Here is a 15,967-nt window from a genome sequence, read left to right on the forward strand (position 1 = left end):
CCACCGCCGCATTTCCGCCTGCATGCGCTTTGAGTTGATTCTCACATCCGCCTTGGGCGGAGAGGATGCTGAAGGTCAGCAGTTCACGCTGCCGGATGTCCAGCCCGCTGCGGGTATAGAAATCGCCGAAGCAATAGGCGGAGAGATAGTCCTGAAGCGGCTTTTGGTCATTTGGGGCGGCGGCGCGCATTTCATCGATGTGCGGGCCGAAAATGGACTTCTGGGCGGCAATGCCGGCCGTCAGCCGATCCTCCTCGGAGACTGTGCGCTGACTGGCCAGCGGGAGGGAGATGCCCTGCGTCCGCAGAACTTCGTTGACCGCAGCCGCAGCGGCCTCTGCCTTGCCAAGCCCGATATAAGGTGCGCAGTGATAGACGGCCTCCTTGACTGCCTCTGGGGATGCGCCGGACCGCAGTGCGGCACAGGTGTGGAGCTTCACCTCTGACATGGTCTGGTTTGTGGTGGCCACAGCCAGAAGGATCAGCTCCCGCATAACGGGGTCCAGGGCCTCCTGCGCATAGAGCTCACCATAGACCAGCCGCTGTTTGATGGCGGCAAAGTCGGGATCACTCTCCTCCAGCGGAGAGTGACTCCCACCGTAGAGCGCCAAAAGGGTTCGGCGCGCCTCTTCCACTCGATCCATGTGTTTTTGTTCCTCCTTATCCATGACGGCGCACTGCCGCAGGGGGTAGGCGCCGCCCATTATTAAATGTCAGGCCGCCTTGGCCGAGACGGTGCCTTCGGGCAGGGACAGTTCAGATACCCATTCGGCCAACTCGGATGCCGTGACGGTGCCGCTGAAACGGCGGCCGGAGAGCCAGGAGGTGGAAGGCGCCAGACCGTGGAGATCGGTCGCGCTGGCACCGATGCCGCTGCTGCCGGAGGTGCAGAAGGGGACGATGGTCTTACCTTCAAAATCATAGTGTTCCAGGAATGTGCTGATGATCCGGGGAGCCTGCCCCCACCAGATGGGATATCCCAGAAAGACTACGTCGTATCCCTCCATGCTGGTTACCTCGTCGGAGATGGCGGGACGCGCGGCGGCGTCATTCTGCTCCTGAGAGGCGTGGCTGGAGGGATCGCTGTAATCGAGGTCGGCGGAGGTGTAGGGGTCCTCCGGCACGATCTCATAGAGATCCGCTGCCAATCTGTCGGACAGCCGCCCGGCTACGGTCTCGGTGTTGCCGGTGCAGGAAAAATAGGCGACCAGGATGCTGGGCGCTGCCTCCAGCGTTGCGGTGAAGGGGCCGTCCATCTCTGTGATCAGGTCCATTCCCGCCTCGATCCGTCTCAGGGGGAGCAGTCCGTCGGAATATCCGGAATCCTGGTAGAAGATGCAGAGGTTGCCCCAGGGAGCATACAGGCACAGATCGCCCACGGCCGGATCGACGCCGTTTGCCCCTTCCCCTGTGTCCAGGGGTTGGGGGAGATAGCCGATCTTTTCCGTGCCGTTGAAATCCTCAAAGGTGAGCTCCAGCGGCAGCATTTCATAGAGACGCTCCGCCGCGGGCGTATCGTAAAGGGTCACGGCGCATGTCCGGTCATCCACCGTCAGCCGAAGACGGCGGGTGGCGGAAGACGATCCGGGCGTAACGGGGTCCCCGGCGCCTCCCGGCGCACTGGAGGAGGGAGACGGAGGGACGGGTTCCGGGGAGATGGGAGTCCCGGGCTGTCCACAGGCCGTGAGCAGGCTCAGAGCAAGCAGCCATGCAAGAACGGGGTTCATGTGCGTGACCCTCCCAACGTCATACATGTTCCGATGACCTCCCCGGTTTTCAGATAGGAATAGGTGGGCATTTCGAACAGTACGGGCTTGAGCGTATGGTAATTCAGCGTTCCGTCGGAGGTCAGCAGGGTCTCCTCCGCATATGTGGCGGTAATTTTACAGATAAAGTTCTCAAAGCCCTCGGTTTTGTAGACGTCTTCCACCGTGCAGGCCATGGACACGGGCGCTTCGTCGACAATGGGCGCGCCCCCTTCGCCGATGCGGAAGGAAAAGAGTGTGGACTTGTCCGCGTGGCTCCCGCTGACACAACCTGCCTGGTCGGCCTTTTCCAGCATCACCTCGTCCACAATATTGACGGACAGGGCGCCGGTCTCGCGAATCCCGCGATTGGTATAGTGGGTGTCGGATAGACTGACCATCACCCGGTCATGGCCGATGATGCCAAGATGGCCGGCCAGCAGCCAGTTGGGCCGGCTGGCCACCATGGCCCCCACCACCGTCAGCGGTGTGGGATACAGGGCCAAAACAGAGCCGATCTGCTTTTTCATCAGATAAAACCTCCTGAATGGATTTGAGAAATCGGACAGGGCTTTTTTGCGGACTGAAAGCCGCGCTACGCCTGGATGCGGGAGAGCCAGGACCGGACCTGGGATTCCCGGCAGTCGCCGCCATAGACCGCCAGCTCCGGCAGAACGGCGGTGCCTGGGCAGAGGGCCTCTATGTCCCGGCGGATGTGCCCGGACCCGCCTCCGCCGTGGGTGCAGAAGGGGGCAATCCGCTTGCCGGAGAGTTCGGCGCGGTCCAGAAAGGCAGCCACAGGCGGGGCGGGGGAGCTCCACCAGTTGGGGGTGCCGATGAAAAGCAGGTCATAGCCCGCCAGATCGGGCGCCTCCGTCTTCAGGGCCGGGCGGAAGCCGGCCTGCAGCTCCCGTCGGGCCTGGTTCACCACCGTCGTATAATCCTGAGGGTAGGCTGTTTTGGGCAGGATCTCCAGCAAAGCGCCGCCGGTCTCCAGGGCGATCAGCTCCGCCAGCCGACGGGTGTTGCCGGAATGGGAATAATAGAGGATCAGCGATTTCATGGGGTAGGCCTCCTTTTTGTGGTGTGTACAGCACAGCCTTGGCTGGTCCCGGCTTGCCGGGTCCGGATCTCATGCCGAAGATAGTCCAGCCGCTCCAACTGTTTTTCACGAAAATGGATCTCATCCAGGGCGGCGTCGCGCTTTCTGTTGAGCATCTGCAGCCGTGCCGTATCGGTATGGGTTCCCTCCAGCAAAAGACGCATATACGTCTCGATCTCCTCCGTCGAGAAGCCGATATCGTGCAGGGTCATAATGAGACTCAAAAGCTCCAGATCCCTGTCGTCGTACTGCCAAGCGCCCATGACCTTCTTCACCGCTCCGCAGAGCCCCCATCGCTCGTAATCGCGCAGGATATCCAAGGGAATCTGATACCGTGCGCTCGCTTCGTAAATGGTCATGCCGCCCCTCCCAAATATAAAAAATGCAGGCGTTCCCTGATGGATCGCCTACATTTTAAAACAAACAGCATAGATATGTCTAATGCCTATATTCAATTCCTTAAAATGCTTAAAAGCTATTTTTTATATGCTTGAGGAATTGGTCTGCCACCAGGGAGAAGGACTGGTTTTTCTTCCACACCAAAACAGTACCGGTCTCCAGAAGGGGGGAGAGGGGGACGAAACGCAGAGAATCGGAGATGGTCTCGATATGGAAACACAGCGCAACGCCCACACGGTTTTTTACCATGTTGGCGGCGTTCAAAATCAGGTTATAGGTCGCGGCAATCTCCACCCGCTCGTAACAGTCGCCGAACCAACTGGCCAGCTCGTTGCGGACGCTCTCCCGCCCGGACAACAGCAGAGGTATTCCCAGCAGGTCCGGGGGTGTGACGTGATCCCTCTCCGCCAGGGGCGAATCCTTTCGGACCAAGACGCCCCATTGCTCCCGGCTGGGCATTCGAATGAATTCATACCGCCCGATGTCCACGGGTTCCGCCAGCAGCCCCAGATCCAGGATACCCTTTTCGAGGCGGTCCTTGATATCGTCGGCATTGGCACTGTATATGCTGAACTGGACCATCGGATGGACCTGACGAAACGTGACCATGCGTCGGGAGAGGAAGGTCATGTTCCGGGTCTCCCCACAGCCGATGGAAATCTCCCCGCTGAGAATCCCCTCCTCCCGCATGAATTCCCGTTCGGTCTTTTCGGCAAGAGCGACGATCTCCTGTGCCCGCTGCCGCAGGAGCATCCCGTCGTCGGTGAGGACGATGCGGTAGCGGCTGCGGTGAAACAGCTTGACGCCCAGCTCGTCCTCCAACTGCATGAGCTGGCGGGAGAGCGTGGGCTGCGTCACGTGGAGCAGGGCTGCGGCCCTGGTGATGTTTTCCTCGCGGGCCACTGTCAGAAAGTATCTCAGGACGCGCAGCTCCATCGTAAGGCACCTCGCTTTTTGAAAGTTCTGTAATATTACAAAATTGGGGCTTGACTTGGAGTGAACTCCAGGGATTATGCTGTAGCTGAACCCGTGAGGGCGGTGCGCCGCAGGGCGGAAACGCATTGCCCGCAAATCAAAAATACAGGAGGAATACACCATAGAGTTTGTAACACTCAACAACGGAGTGGAGATGCCGATCCTGGGATACGGCGTGTATCAGGTCGAGCCCGGGGAGTGTGAGCGCTGCGTACTGGACGCCATCGAGGTGGGATACCGCTCTATCGATACGGCGCAGGCATACTACAATGAGGAAGGAGTCGGCGCGGCGGTCGCAAAATGCGGCGTGGCCCGGGACCAGCTTTTCCTCACCACCAAGGTGTGGATCTCAAACGGCGGCTACGAAAAGGCAAAAGCCTCCATCGAGGAGTCCCTGCGGAAACTGAAGAGCGATTACATCGATCTGGTGCTGATCCACCAGCCCTTCAATGACTATTACGGCACTTACCGCGCCATGGAGGAGGCATATCGGGAGGGAAAGCTCCGGGCCATCGGCGTCTCCAATTTTTATCCGGACAGGCTGGTGGACCTGTGTCAATTCGTTGAGATCACACCCGCGGTCAATCAGGTGGAGACCCATCCGTTCCTGCAGCAGGGCGCGGCCCATGAGATTATGAAAAAATACGGCGTTCAGCACGAATCCTGGGGGCCTTTTGCAGAGGGCAAAAAAGGGATGTTCTCCAACCCCGTCATCCAGGAGATCGGAGGCAAGTACGGCAAGAGCGCCGCGCAGACGATCCTCCGCTTCCTGATCCAGAGCGACGTAGTCGTGATTCCGAAATCCACGCATCAGGCGCGTATGGCCGAAAATTTCGACGTGTTCGACTTCTCGCTCTCCGAAGCGGATATGGAGGCGATCCGGGGGCTTGACGAGGGGACCAGCGCGTTTCTCTCTCATCAGGACCCCGCCACAGTTGAATTCCTCACCTCTCTGCACTGAAGAAAGGAACGGAAGGATGGACTATGTGCAATTGGGCGGCTCGGATATCAGGGCCTCACGTCTCTGCGTCGGCTGCATGAGCTTCGGAGACCCCGCAAGCAAGATGCACGCATGGACGCTGGACCCGCAGAAAAGCGAAGAGATCATCAGGCATGCCCTGGAACTCGGCATCAATTTTTTTGACACTGCAAACACCTATTCTGCGGGGACCAGTGAGGAGTACCTTGGACGGGCCCTCAAGAACAATGTTGCCAGGGATAAGGTGGTTCTGGCCTCCAAGGTGTACTTTAACGAAGGCCACCTCTCCCGGACCGCGATCCTGCGGGAGATCGACGGTACGCTCCGGCGCCTGGGAACGGACTACCTGGACCTGTATATCATTCACCGCTTTGACTCTGATACACCGGTGGAGGAGACGATGGAGGCGCTCCACAGCCTGGTCAAGGCAGGGAAGGTACGGGCATTGGGGGCCTCCGCCATGTACGGATACCAGTTCTGTCAATTGCAGATGTGTGCGAGGGACCACGGCTGGACGCCCTTTGTCTCCATGCAGAACCACTACAACCTGTTGTATCGGGAAGACGAGAGGGAGCTGATTCCCATTTGCGACCAGATGCATGTCGCCCGCACACCGTACAGCCCACTTGCCGCCGGGAGACTGGCCCGGCCGGAGTGGAGTGCGGATACTCTGCGCAGCAGAACGGATAAGGTCGCCGCATCCAAGTACGACAGCACACAGGAAAGCGACCGCAGGATCGTAAAACGCGTTCAGGAACTGGCGGAAAAGTACGCCGCAACAATGACGCAGATCGCGCTGGCCTGGCAGTTTGCAAAGGGCGTGACGTCTCCCATCATAGGCGCGACGAAGGCGGAGTATTTTGACGACGCGGCAGGCGCGCTGAACATAACCCTTGCGGCGGAGGATGTCTCCTACCTGGAGGAACTGTATGTTCCGCACAGAGTCGTGGGTGCTCTGTAGCGCTGCGAAAGCAATTGCGATTTACAGGAGGAATTTTTGATGTTAGGTGATTTCAGCTATTCAAACCCCACAAAGCTCTATTTTGGAGAGCGCTCGCTGGAGGGCCTCCGCAAGGAGCTTCCGGCCTACGGCAAAAACGTGCTGCTGGTCTACGGCGGCGGCTCTATCCGGAAAAACGGGATCTACGACCGTGTCGTCGAGATCCTCAAAGCCTGCGGCAAAGAGATCGTTGAGGATGGCGGCGTGATGCCCAATCCCACGGTGGAAAAGCTCTACGAGGGATGCAGGCGGGCCCGGGAGGGCAAGGTGGAACTGATCCTGGCCGTGGGCGGCGGATCGGTCTGTGATTATGCCAAGGCGGTCTCCGTCTCGGCTTATTGCGAGGAGGATCCCTGGGAGAAATATTATCTCCGTATGGAGGACGCGGACAACAAGATCATCCCGGTGGGCTGCGTGCTGACCATGGTCGGTACCGGCTCTGAGATGAACGGCGGCTCGGTGATCACCCATCACGGGCAAAAGCGGAAGATCGGTCACGTATTCGGCGACAACGTATTCCCCAAGTTCTCCATCCTCAACCCGGTCTTTACCTTCACGCTGCCGAAATACCAGATGACGGCGGGCTTCTTCGACATCATGTCCCACATCTTGGAGCAGTATTTTTCCGGGGAGGACGACAACACCTCTGACTATATCATGGAAGGGCTGCTCAGATCCCTGATCCACAGCACCAGGATCGCTGTGGAACGCCCCACTGACTATGAGGCCAGAAGCAATATCATGTGGATCGCCACCTGGGCGCTCAACACCCTGGTGGCCAAAGGAAAAAGCACGGACTGGATGGTGCATATGATCGGGCAGTCCGTCGGCGCCTATACCGACGCCACGCACGGCATGACCTTGTCCGCCGTTTCCCTACCATATTACAGGCTGATCCTGCCCTGCGGCCTTCCAAAATTCAGGCGGTATGCCGTCAACGTGTGGGATGTGCGGCCCGAAGGCAAAACGGAGGAGGAGATCGCCCGGGAAGGGCTGGAGCGGATGGAGGCCTATATGCGCGAGCTCGAGCTGGTCATGAGCGTCCGGGAGCTTGGGGTCACTGAGGATATGCTGGACGGAATCGCGGACGGCTCCTTCCTTATGGAGGGGGGGTATAAGACCCTGACGCATGAGGAGATCGTGGGCATCCTGAAAGAGAGCATGAGGGCCCGGACCTGACCCGGTGCCTCCCCCCTCAGGAAGCCGAGGCGTCCTCTTCGACACGGATGAACATGCTGCAAAAGGCGGTAAGCAGGAGAAGACAGCATACGAGTGCGGCCCGTCCGGACAGCAGCTCCGTACACCAGACCCCCAGCGCAGCGCCCAGGATGAAGAAGAGAATGATGCCATAGTATTGAAGGGCCTGACGGAGCGCCCCACGGTCCCGGGTGTGAAGGCCGTGGAAGAGCAGGGCGGTGCCGCTGCGGAGATTGCCGGTACACATGGTGGTGGCGACGGCGTTGCCTCGGATCTTCCGGAAGCTCTCCACCTGCATGGCGCAGACGAAAGAAACGGCCACATTGACGGCCGCGTCCCACCGGCCCGGAGGGACATAAGCCACCATCAGCAGGATGAGAAATTCCGCGGCGACGATGAGCTGCCGCCAGTGGATGGCCGGCCTGGGGCGGAAGTGGGCCCGGACCATGTCGGTGACCATGACGCCGGCGGCAAAGGCCAGAATGGGGATGAGATAGTGGAGCAGCATTTCATAGTTTCCCTGCGCCAGGCTGAGCCCCAGCAGAACGATGTTGCCGGTCTGGGCGTTGGCAAAGACGCCGCCCCGGGAGAGATAGGTATAGGTGTCCAGAAAACCGCCCACGACCGTGAGCAAGGCGCCCAGGCGGAAGGTCTCGGACATCTGACGCTGTTTTTGATGCATGGGATCGCCTCCTGACGCAGATGATGCCGGTGATGCGGCGCGGAGGAAAAGGAGCGGGCCTGCCCGAACAGGGAGAATAGGGGCCGCCGGCGGGGTGCTTTCGCAATCTCTGACCGAGGCTCAACCAGTGTGGGTGCAGACCTCGCGGATTTTGGCCTGGAGCTTTTTAAGATCCTCGAAGGATTCCGGACGCTTGCGGGGGTCGCGGAGCAGTGCGGAGGGGTGGTAGATCGCCATCATGTGGACGCCGGCCCTGTCGAACCATTGCCCGTGCTCTTTGGTGATCTTGAAATCCTCACGAATGAGGCGGGTGGCGGCAATGCGGCCCAGACAGACGATGATTTTCGGCCGGATGAGCGCGACCTGATTGCGGAGGTAGCCGATGCATGCGTCCATCTCCACGTTCAGCGGGTCGCGATTTTGTGGGGGACGGCATTTGACCACATTGCCAATGAAGTATTGGGAGCGGTCCAGGTCGATGATGGAGAGCATATCGTCCAGGAACTGACCGGCGCGGCCCACAAAGGGGTGCCCCGTCAGGTCCTCTTGTTCACCCGGACCCTCGCCGATGAACATGACCTCGGCATCCCGATTCCCCTCGCCAAAGACCACGTTGTGCCGGGTCTCACAGAGGGCGCACTTTTGGCAGGAGCGGCAGGCAGACTCCAGTTCCGTCCAATTCAGCATATATGGATTCCCCGTTTCTTTGTTAGGATAAACAGTCTTGTGATACGACGGTAATTAACATTATATCACAAAAATACGGCAATTGAAAATCTGCGCTTTTGACAAAAATGACGGTTGACATTTTTTTGAAAAGCGCATATACTACCCACAGCAAAGGCAATGACGAAGACCGCGCCCTATGAGGGCCGCCAGAGAATCCGGGTCACCGACTGAGAGCCCGGTCCGGCAGGATGGGGATGTGCAACACTTACCGAGCCGGGGGTTCGAGTCCCGCAGAGGGAGGAGGGCTCCACGCATTCCCGCGTTAAGGGAGCCAAGAGGCCGTCTCAAGGGCGAGGCGGCAACGTTTGGGTGGTACCGCGGAATTTTTCCGTCCCGAAACTGTTTCATACAGTTTCGGGATTTTTTTATACTCAAATGATTCAGAAAGGACGTGAACGGTTGTGGAATTCCTGAAAGGCATGAGAAAGACGGAGCGGCTGGAACTCAAAGACATCATAGGAGGTGCCCACCGGAATGAGACCGTTCAGGTCTCCGGCATGGTACACGCCAAGCGGCCGGTGGGAGGCGGCCTCACCTTTTTGAAACTGCGCAAGCGGGACGGGCTTTTGCAGTGCACCTGTGGGGAGCGGGTGGACGTGTCGAAGATCCCGGAAGAGTCTGCTGTGGTCGTGACTGGGCGGCTTCGGGAGGAGCCCCGGGCCCCGGGCGGGGTGGAGCTGGTGGCAGAGGGGATAGAGGTGCTGTCCCGGCCTGCGGCAGCCATGCCGGTGCCCATCCCCAAGGCCAAGCTGAACGTAAACTTGGATACCGAGCTGGGACTTCGTCCCGTGGTGCTGCGGCATCTGCGGGAGCGCAGTGTGTTCAGGGTCCAGGAGTGTCTGGGGCGCGCCTTCCGGGATTATCTCCGGGACCAGGGGTTTACCGAGATCCACACCCCCAAGATCGTACACGCCGGAGCGGAGGGCGGCTCTAACATCTTCCGGCTGGACTATTTTGGGCGGAAAGCCTTTCTGGCCCAGTCTCCCCAGTTTTACAAGCAGACCATGGTGGGAGTTTATGAGCGCGTCTTTGAACTCGCCCCCGTCTTTCGGGCGGAGAAGCACTCCACCGCGCGGCATCTCAACGAATATACCTCCATGGACTTTGAGATGGGCTTTATCAACTCCTTCGAGGACGTAATGGCCATGGAGACGGGATTCCTCCAGCACGCCATGGCCCTGCTGAGAGAGGAATACGCACAGGATGTGGAGCGGCTGGGCATCCGGATACCGGATGTGAGCGCGGTCCCCTGCATCCGCTTCGACGAGGCCAAGCGCCTGGCCGCAGAGAGATACGGGTATTCGATCCGGGACCCTTACGATCTGGAGCCGGAGGAGGAACACGCCATTGGACGATACGCCAGGGAGGTGTGGGAAAGCGACTTCGTTTTTGTCACCCACTATCCCAGCAAAAAGCGCCCCTTCTATGCCATGGATGACCCTGAAGACCCCAAATACACCCTCTCCTTCGACCTCCTCTTCCGGGGACTGGAGGTCACCACGGGGGGACAGCGCATCCACGACTACAGGGCGCAGGTGGCGAAGATGGAGGCACGGGGCATGGACCCGGCGGATTTTGAGAGCTATCTCATGGCCCATAGACATGGCCTGCCCCCCCACGGCGGCCTGGGCATCGGACTGGAGCGGCTGACCATGCAGCTATGCGGCCTGGACAATGTGCGGTATGCCTGCCTGTTTCCCAGAGATCTGAGCCGGCTGGAACCGTGATAGAAGGAGGAAGACGATGAAGATTACCGAAGAGATGGTGGATACGATCTCGGCGCTGTCCCGGCTCAAGCTCCCGGAGGAGGAGAAGGTCCGTATGGCCGGAGAGCTGGAACGGATCCTGGAATATGTGGAGGTGCTCAATACTTTGGACACCGCCGCGGTGGAGCCCATGAGCCATGTGTTCCCGGTAAAGAACGTGTTCCGGGCCGACGTGGTGGAGCCCTCGGCGGACCGGAGGGATCTGCTCAGAAACGCGCCGATACCGGATGAAGAGGCTTTTTTGGTACCCAAGACTGTGGAGTGAGGAGGACGGAACATGGAACTGCACGCACTTACCGCCCTCCAGCTGGGCGAAAAGATTCGGGCTGGAGAGGTCTCGCCGGTGGAGGCCGCGCAGGCCGCCCTGGACCGCGTCCGGCAGGAACAGGGCAGAAACAACGCCTTTATCACTGTGCTGGGCGACGCCGCGCTGTCCGAGGCCCTGGAGACGGAGAAACAACTGCGCGCCGGAGCGCGGCTGAGCCCGCTGGCCGGAGTGCCGATGGGGCTCAAAGACAACATCTGCACCAAAGGCATCAAGACCTCCTGCGCCTCTAAAATTCTGGGAGACTTTGCCCCTCCCTACGACGCCACCCTGGTCCAGCGGCTCCGCGCGGCGGGAGGCGTGCTGCTGGGGAAGCTGAACATGGATGAGTTCGCCATGGGCTCCACCTCCGAGACCTCTTTTTACGGACCTGTGAGGAACCCCTGGGACCTCACGCGGGTGCCCGGAGGGTCCTCCGGCGGGGCGGCGGCCGCCGTTGCTGCGGGGGAGTGTTGGTATGCCGTCGGCTCCGACACCGGCGGCTCCATCCGTCAGCCGGCCGCCTATTGCGGCGTCACCGGCATGAAGCCCACTTACGGTACGGTGAGCCGGTATGGGCTTGTCGCCTATGCCTCCTCCCTGGACCAGATGGGGCCCATCGCCCGCACCGCCGCCGACTGCGCGGCGGTGCTGGACCTCATCATGGGGAGGGACCGCCGGGACGGCACCAGTCTGGAGGTGGAAAGCGGCGGCTTGCTTGCAGGGCTTACCGGCGATGTGCGGGGCATGAAGATCGGCCTCCCCGCCGACTGTTTCGGAGAGGGTCTGGAGCCAGAAGTCCGCGCCTGTGTCCTCGCGGCTGCGGATGTGCTGCGGGCCAGGGGGGCCCAGGTGGAGGAGTTCGCCCTGCCGATCATGCGGTATGTGGTGCCGGCCTACTATATGATCGCCGCCGCGGAGGCGAGTTCCAACCTCTCACGGTTCGACGGGGTGAAATACGGCTGGCGGGCGGAGGGATATGAGGACTTGACGGATCTCTACAGCAAGACCCGGACCGAGGGCTTCGGCTCGGAGGTCAAACGCCGCATCCTGCTGGGCGCCTTTGTGCTCTCCGCAGGCTACTACGACGCCTATTATAAAAAGGCCCTCCAGGTAAAGGCGGTCATAAAACGGGCCTATGACGAGGCGTTCGAGAAATATGACCTGCTGCTCACCCCCGTGGCCCCGTCCACCGCCCCCAGGCTGGGGGAAAGCCTCGACGATCCGCTGAAGATGTATCTCTCGGATATCTATACCGTGCCGCTCAATCTGGCGGGGCTGCCGGGGCTGAGCATGCCCTGCGGCTTCGACGGCGGCGGGATGCCCATTGGCGCCCAGCTCATTGGGCCCGCGCTGGGGGAGGCCAAGGTGTTGGGGGCCGCCCACGCGTTCCAACTGGACACCGACTATCACACCAAAATGCCCAAGGGAGGGGACGCGCAATGACATGGGAAACGGTCATCGGCCTGGAGACCCATGTGGAGCTGGCCACCAGGACGAAAATATTCTGCGCCTGCACAACGGAATTCGGCGGCGCGCCCAACACCCACTGCTGCCCGGTGTGCACAGGCATGCCCGGCGCGCTGCCCGTCATGAACGAAAAGGTGCTGGAGTTTGCGGTGAAGGCCGGGCTGGCCCTGCACTGTGAGATCACCCGCTACAGCAAATTTGACCGGAAAAACTATTTCTATCCCGACCTTCCGAAGGCATATCAGGTCTCCCAGCTCTACCTGCCCATTGCGCGGAACGGCGCGGTGCCCATCAAGACGGGCAAGACCATCCGCATCCATGAGCTGCACATGGAGGAGGACGCGGGCAAGCTGGTCCACGACCCCTGGATCGACCAGACGCGGGCAGACTACAACCGCTGCGGCGTCCCCCTCATTGAGATCGTCACCGAGCCCGACTTCCGCTCTGGGGAGGAGGTCATCGCCTATCTGGAAAAGCTGCGCTCTACCCTCCAGTATCTGGGGGTTTCCGACTGCAAGATGCAGGAGGGCTCTCTCCGCTGCGATGTAAACCTCTCCGTCCGCCCCGCGGGCTCGCAGGAGCTGGGCACCCGCACGGAGATGAAGAACCTCAACTCCTTTAAGGCCATTGTCCGGGCCATCGCATATGAGGCCCGGCGGCAGATCGAGTGTATGGAAGAGGGAAAACGCATCATCCAGGAGACCCGCCGGTGGGATGAGAACAAGGATGCCACTTTTGCCATGCGCTCCAAGGAGAACGCCCAGGACTACCGATATTTCCCTGAGCCGGACATTCCGCCCATGGAGGTCACCGAGGACTATCTGGAGCGCCTGAAGGCAGAGCTTCCGGAACTGGCGGAAGAAAAGATGGCGCGGTATCAAAGGGAGTGGAGCCTGCCGGCCTATGATACCGAGATGATCACAGGGCAGAAGGCCCTGGCGGACTTTTTTGAGGAGACGGTAGCGTTGGGTGCGCCGCCCAAGCAGGCCGCCAACTGGATCATGGGGGAGGTGCTCCGGCAGCTCTCCGCCGGCGGGATGGAGGCAAAGGACATGGCCTTTACCCCCCGGACGCTGGCCCGCCTCATTGCGCTGGTCCAGACCGGTAGGCTCAACCGCAATACGGCCGTCAAGGTCTTCGACGCGGTGTTCGCTTCGGACGGCGATGCGGACGCCTATGTAAAAGAACATGGCCTGGAACAGGTCTCCGACTCGGGGCTGGTGGCTGCCGCGGTGGAGAAGGTGTTCTCCGCAAACCCCAAGTCCATCGAGGACTACCGGGCGGGGAAGGAGAAGGCCTTCGGCTTCCTGGTGGGGCAGGTCATGCGGGAGCTCAGGGGGCAGGCATCTCCCCAGGTGGTCAACCAGATCATCCGGGAAAGGCTGGAACAGGTGAAATAGACGGAAAGAGAGGGGTGGGACGGACCAGGTGCACGCCGCTCTCCACAAGTAGCGCCCTGCCGGCGCCCCGGGTGTTTCCCAGAAACGCCAGGGGAGCCGGCAGGGCGTTTTCCACCCGGTGCATTAAGTACATAAGTTCTGGAGCAGCGCCATCCGGCGGAAGAACAGCTCTGGATATGCCATCGGCTCCACTGCCGGGCATGCCCCCCGAACAGACTTTTAAAGCAGGGGAAAAGCTGATATAATGGTACCATCAAACAAAAATACTGCCGAGAGGAGAATGGACCATGCGGTTTCTTCGCCGCCCCTTGGCTTTTGCGCTGAGCATGCTCATACTTCTGGGATTCTTGTTCAGCCAAGCATCCGCCGCCGAGACGGAAAAGCGCCTGACCATCCTGTTCACCCACGACACGCACGATCACTTTTTGCCCATGCCCGCCGAAAGGGGCGGGGAGTACGGGGGCTATACCCGCCTGGCCGCGCTTTTGAAGGCCGAACGGGCTGCGGCGCAGACGCCGGTGGTCACGCTGGACGCCGGGGACTTCTCCATGGGCTCCCTGTTCCAGACCATATACACCACGGATGCCCCGGAATTGCGGGCGCTGGGCGCCATGGGATATGACGTGACGACGCTGGGAAACCATGAGTTTGACTACCGGGCGCGGGGCCTTGCCGATATGCTGCGCGCGGCTGCGGACAGCGGGGATATCTGCCCCGCTATCGTGCAGGCCAACTATAAGCCGCCGGAGAGCGACGCCGGCACCTGGCAGGCATGGGAGCGATATGGGATATCGGATTATACGGTTGTGGAGCGGGGCGGTCTGCGGGTCGCCGTCTTTGGAGTCCTGGGTGTGGATGCCGACGAGTGTGCGCCTATGTCGGGCATGGAGTTCGAGCCCATCGCCGAGGCCGCCAAACGGGTGGTGGCGGAGATCCAAGCGGAGGCGGATGCCGATTTTGTGATCTGCCTTTCCCACAGCGGCACCGACGAGAAAGGAAAGGGAGAGGACTACGCGCTGGCAAAGGCGGTCCCCGGCATCGACGTCATCATCTCCGGGCACACCCACTCCACAACACAGACGCCCATTCAGACAGGTGGCGCACAGATCGTCTCCTGCGGCGAGTATGCCCAGAACCTCGGGGCGCTTACCATCCGCCGGGGCGGAGAGGGAGAGGCGGTGACGGTAGAGGATTATCGCCTGATCCCCGTAGATGAGACGGTCCCGGACGACCCGGCCATGGCCGCGCTGGCCGGGACCTTTCAAAAGCGGGTGGAGGAGACCTATCTGGCCGACTACGGCCTGGGGTTTGAGGAAGTGCTGGCAAGGACCCCCTTTGATTTTACCCCCATCCGTCAGTTCGGCCAGACGCAGGGAGAGGACGCCCTGGGGAATCTGATCGCGGACGCCTACATCCATGCGGTCAAGGCCGCGGAAGGCGCGGATTATGTGCCTGTGGACTTCGCGGTGGTGGCCGCCGGCGTGGTCCGGGGTTCTTTTGCCGCTGGAGAGATTACGGTGTCCGATGCCTTCCAGGTCTCCTCGCTGGGGTCCGGGGGAGACGGAACGCCGGGATATCCTCTGATCTCGGTCTATATCACCGGGCGGGAGTTGCGGGACGCCTTTGAGGTGGACGCCTCGGTGACGCCGCTGATGTCCGCCGCGCAGCTTTACGGCGCGGGGATGACCTGGACCTTCAACCCCCACCGGATGCTGTTTGACAAGGTGACGGACTGTGCCCAGGTGCTGGAGGATGGACGCACGGTCCCGCTGGAGGACGACAGGCTCTATCGGGTGGTCACCGGACTCTATTCGGGTCAGATGCTGGGGGCGGTGAACGACAAGAGCTTCGGGCTCCTCACCATCACGCCCAAGGATGAGCAGGGAGTCCCGGTGACGGACTTCGAGGCGCGGATCCTCCACAATGCCGACGGCACCGAGGTGAAGGAGTGGTATGCCCTGGCGTCCTATCTCCAGTCCATGGGGATGGTGGACGCCCGGTACGCGGCGCCAGAGGGGCGCAAGGTGGTAAACGCCTCCTGGAACCCCATTGCGCTGCTGAAAAACCCCGGCGGGACGACCATTTTTGCGCTGCTTCTGGCGCTGGCAGCGGTCCTGATCGTGATCTTGGCGCTGAGAAGGCTCCTGGGGCGGAGACCGCGGAGCGGCGGATACCGGAACTATCGCGGAAGGAGAAGGTAGCGGCCGGACGACAGGCGGC

The 15,967-nt window shown here is 60.8% G+C and carries 16 protein-coding genes; 8 read left to right on the top strand and 8 right to left on the bottom strand.

Annotated features, from left to right (window positions below):
• From ABUA09_RS11970 to ABUA09_RS11995, 6 genes are all read right to left on the bottom strand, one after another.
• A partial coding sequence (locus ABUA09_RS11970) for a carboxymuconolactone decarboxylase family protein (protein WP_349949380.1) occupies window positions 1–643 on the bottom strand: 643 nt, incomplete at its 3' end.
• Between the two features lie 69 nt (window positions 644–712).
• The gene (locus ABUA09_RS11975) at window positions 713–1,726 is read right to left on the bottom strand and encodes a flavodoxin (protein WP_349949381.1); all 1,014 of its coding nucleotides are present in this window, start codon (window positions 1,724–1,726) and stop codon (window positions 713–715) included.
• A complete protein-coding gene (locus ABUA09_RS11980) occupies window positions 1,723–2,274 on the bottom strand; it encodes a flavin reductase family protein (RefSeq protein ID WP_195607616.1) in 552 nt (183 codons plus the stop codon). Before ABUA09_RS11980 ends, ABUA09_RS11975 begins: the two co-directional genes overlap by 4 nt.
• A 65-nt stretch (window positions 2,275–2,339) precedes the next feature.
• Complete coding sequence (locus ABUA09_RS11985) at window positions 2,340–2,807, bottom strand: flavodoxin (RefSeq protein ID WP_195614277.1); 468 nt, start codon at window positions 2,805–2,807, stop codon at window positions 2,340–2,342.
• The gene (locus ABUA09_RS11990) at window positions 2,804–3,205 is read right to left on the bottom strand and encodes a MerR family transcriptional regulator (protein ID WP_208319044.1); all 402 of its coding nucleotides are present in this window, start codon (window positions 3,203–3,205) and stop codon (window positions 2,804–2,806) included. The genes ABUA09_RS11985 and ABUA09_RS11990 overlap by 4 nt, the downstream gene beginning before the upstream one ends.
• A 109-nt stretch (window positions 3,206–3,314) precedes the next feature.
• Window positions 3,315–4,181 carry a LysR family transcriptional regulator gene (locus ABUA09_RS11995; RefSeq protein WP_208319045.1) on the bottom strand — a complete coding sequence of 289 codons (867 nt, stop codon included), beginning with the start codon at window positions 4,179–4,181 and terminating at the stop codon, window positions 3,315–3,317.
• Between the two features lie 160 nt (window positions 4,182–4,341).
• Here ABUA09_RS11995 and ABUA09_RS12000 point away from each other — a divergent pair, with 160 nt between their 5' ends.
• The 3 genes from ABUA09_RS12000 to ABUA09_RS12010 are packed head-to-tail and all read left to right on the top strand — an operon-like array spanning window position 4,342 to window position 7,378.
• Window positions 4,342–5,181 carry an aldo/keto reductase gene (locus ABUA09_RS12000; RefSeq protein WP_279202513.1) on the top strand — a complete coding sequence of 280 codons (840 nt, stop codon included), beginning with the start codon at window positions 4,342–4,344 and terminating at the stop codon, window positions 5,179–5,181.
• Window positions 5,182–5,197: 16 nt separating this feature from the next.
• Window positions 5,198–6,160 carry an aldo/keto reductase gene (locus ABUA09_RS12005; RefSeq protein ID WP_195607614.1) on the top strand — a complete coding sequence of 321 codons (963 nt, stop codon included), beginning with the start codon at window positions 5,198–5,200 and terminating at the stop codon, window positions 6,158–6,160.
• Between the two features lie 39 nt (window positions 6,161–6,199).
• A complete protein-coding gene (locus ABUA09_RS12010) occupies window positions 6,200–7,378 on the top strand; it encodes an iron-containing alcohol dehydrogenase (RefSeq protein WP_279202485.1) in 1,179 nt (392 codons plus the stop codon).
• A 16-nt stretch (window positions 7,379–7,394) separates the two neighbouring features.
• Here the strand turns inward: ABUA09_RS12010 and ABUA09_RS12015 are convergent, their stop codons facing one another.
• Both ABUA09_RS12015 and ABUA09_RS12020 read right to left on the bottom strand, forming a co-directional pair.
• On the bottom strand, window positions 7,395–8,078 hold the full coding sequence (locus ABUA09_RS12015) for a YoaK family protein (RefSeq protein WP_058117575.1): 684 nt from the start codon (window positions 8,076–8,078) through the stop codon (window positions 7,395–7,397).
• A 120-nt stretch (window positions 8,079–8,198) separates the two neighbouring features.
• Window positions 8,199–8,765: a uracil-DNA glycosylase gene (locus ABUA09_RS12020; protein ID WP_033116853.1), complete on the bottom strand. Its 567-nt coding sequence runs from the start codon at window positions 8,763–8,765 to the stop codon at window positions 8,199–8,201.
• A 461-nt stretch (window positions 8,766–9,226) separates the two neighbouring features.
• Here ABUA09_RS12020 and aspS point away from each other — a divergent pair, with 461 nt between their 5' ends.
• From aspS to ABUA09_RS12045, 5 genes are all read left to right on the top strand, one after another.
• Window positions 9,227–10,534: an aspartate--tRNA(Asn) ligase gene (gene aspS, locus ABUA09_RS12025; RefSeq protein WP_081959803.1), complete on the top strand. Its 1,308-nt coding sequence runs from the start codon at window positions 9,227–9,229 to the stop codon at window positions 10,532–10,534.
• A gap of 16 nt (window positions 10,535–10,550) precedes the next feature.
• Window positions 10,551–10,838: an Asp-tRNA(Asn)/Glu-tRNA(Gln) amidotransferase subunit GatC gene (gatC, locus tag ABUA09_RS12030; RefSeq protein WP_058117577.1), complete on the top strand. Its 288-nt coding sequence runs from the start codon at window positions 10,551–10,553 to the stop codon at window positions 10,836–10,838.
• 12 nt (window positions 10,839–10,850) lie between these two features.
• The gene (gene gatA / locus ABUA09_RS12035; RefSeq protein ID WP_195969481.1) at window positions 10,851–12,323 is read left to right on the top strand and encodes an Asp-tRNA(Asn)/Glu-tRNA(Gln) amidotransferase subunit GatA; all 1,473 of its coding nucleotides are present in this window, start codon (window positions 10,851–10,853) and stop codon (window positions 12,321–12,323) included.
• A complete protein-coding gene (gatB, locus tag ABUA09_RS12040) occupies window positions 12,320–13,747 on the top strand; it encodes an Asp-tRNA(Asn)/Glu-tRNA(Gln) amidotransferase subunit GatB (protein WP_033116857.1) in 1,428 nt (475 codons plus the stop codon). The genes gatA and gatB overlap by 4 nt, the downstream gene beginning before the upstream one ends.
• A gap of 287 nt (window positions 13,748–14,034) precedes the next feature.
• Window positions 14,035–15,948, top strand: coding sequence for a bifunctional metallophosphatase/5'-nucleotidase (locus ABUA09_RS12045; RefSeq protein ID WP_058117579.1), 1,914 nt, complete (start codon window positions 14,035–14,037; stop codon window positions 15,946–15,948).
• Window positions 15,949–15,967: the final 19 nt, after the last annotated feature.

The organism is Intestinimonas sp. RTP31139st1_F5_RTP31139_211217, assembly GCF_040226735.1.
In the GTDB taxonomy this organism is placed as follows: domain Bacteria; phylum Bacillota; class Clostridia; order Oscillospirales; family Oscillospiraceae; genus Intestinimonas; species Intestinimonas butyriciproducens.

Excerpts from the sequence above, each read along its gene's own strand:
- ABUA09_RS11975 (WP_349949381.1), bottom strand. The coding sequence starts at position 1,726 with ATGAACCCCGTTCTTGCATGGCTGCTTGCTCTGAGCCTGCTCACGGCC.
- ABUA09_RS11980 (WP_195607616.1), bottom strand. The coding sequence starts at position 2,274 with ATGAAAAAGCAGATCGGCTCTGTTTTGGCCCTGTATCCCACACCGCTG.
- ABUA09_RS11985 (WP_195614277.1), bottom strand. The coding sequence starts at position 2,807 with ATGAAATCGCTGATCCTCTATTATTCCCATTCCGGCAACACCCGTCGG.
- ABUA09_RS11990 (WP_208319044.1), bottom strand. The coding sequence starts at position 3,205 with ATGACCATTTACGAAGCGAGCGCACGGTATCAGATTCCCTTGGATATC.
- ABUA09_RS11995 (WP_208319045.1), bottom strand. The coding sequence starts at position 4,181 with ATGGAGCTGCGCGTCCTGAGATACTTTCTGACAGTGGCCCGCGAGGAA.
- ABUA09_RS12005 (WP_195607614.1), top strand. The coding sequence starts at position 5,198 with ATGGACTATGTGCAATTGGGCGGCTCGGATATCAGGGCCTCACGTCTC.
- ABUA09_RS12010 (WP_279202485.1), top strand. The coding sequence starts at position 6,200 with ATGTTAGGTGATTTCAGCTATTCAAACCCCACAAAGCTCTATTTTGGA.
- ABUA09_RS12015 (WP_058117575.1), bottom strand. The coding sequence starts at position 8,078 with ATGCATCAAAAACAGCGTCAGATGTCCGAGACCTTCCGCCTGGGCGCC.
- ABUA09_RS12020 (WP_033116853.1), bottom strand. The coding sequence starts at position 8,765 with ATGCTGAATTGGACGGAACTGGAGTCTGCCTGCCGCTCCTGCCAAAAG.
- aspS (WP_081959803.1), top strand. The coding sequence starts at position 9,227 with ATGAGAAAGACGGAGCGGCTGGAACTCAAAGACATCATAGGAGGTGCC.
- gatC (WP_058117577.1), top strand. The coding sequence starts at position 10,551 with ATGAAGATTACCGAAGAGATGGTGGATACGATCTCGGCGCTGTCCCGG.
- gatA (WP_195969481.1), top strand. The coding sequence starts at position 10,851 with ATGGAACTGCACGCACTTACCGCCCTCCAGCTGGGCGAAAAGATTCGG.
- gatB (WP_033116857.1), top strand. The coding sequence starts at position 12,320 with ATGACATGGGAAACGGTCATCGGCCTGGAGACCCATGTGGAGCTGGCC.
- ABUA09_RS12045 (WP_058117579.1), top strand. The coding sequence starts at position 14,035 with ATGCGGTTTCTTCGCCGCCCCTTGGCTTTTGCGCTGAGCATGCTCATA.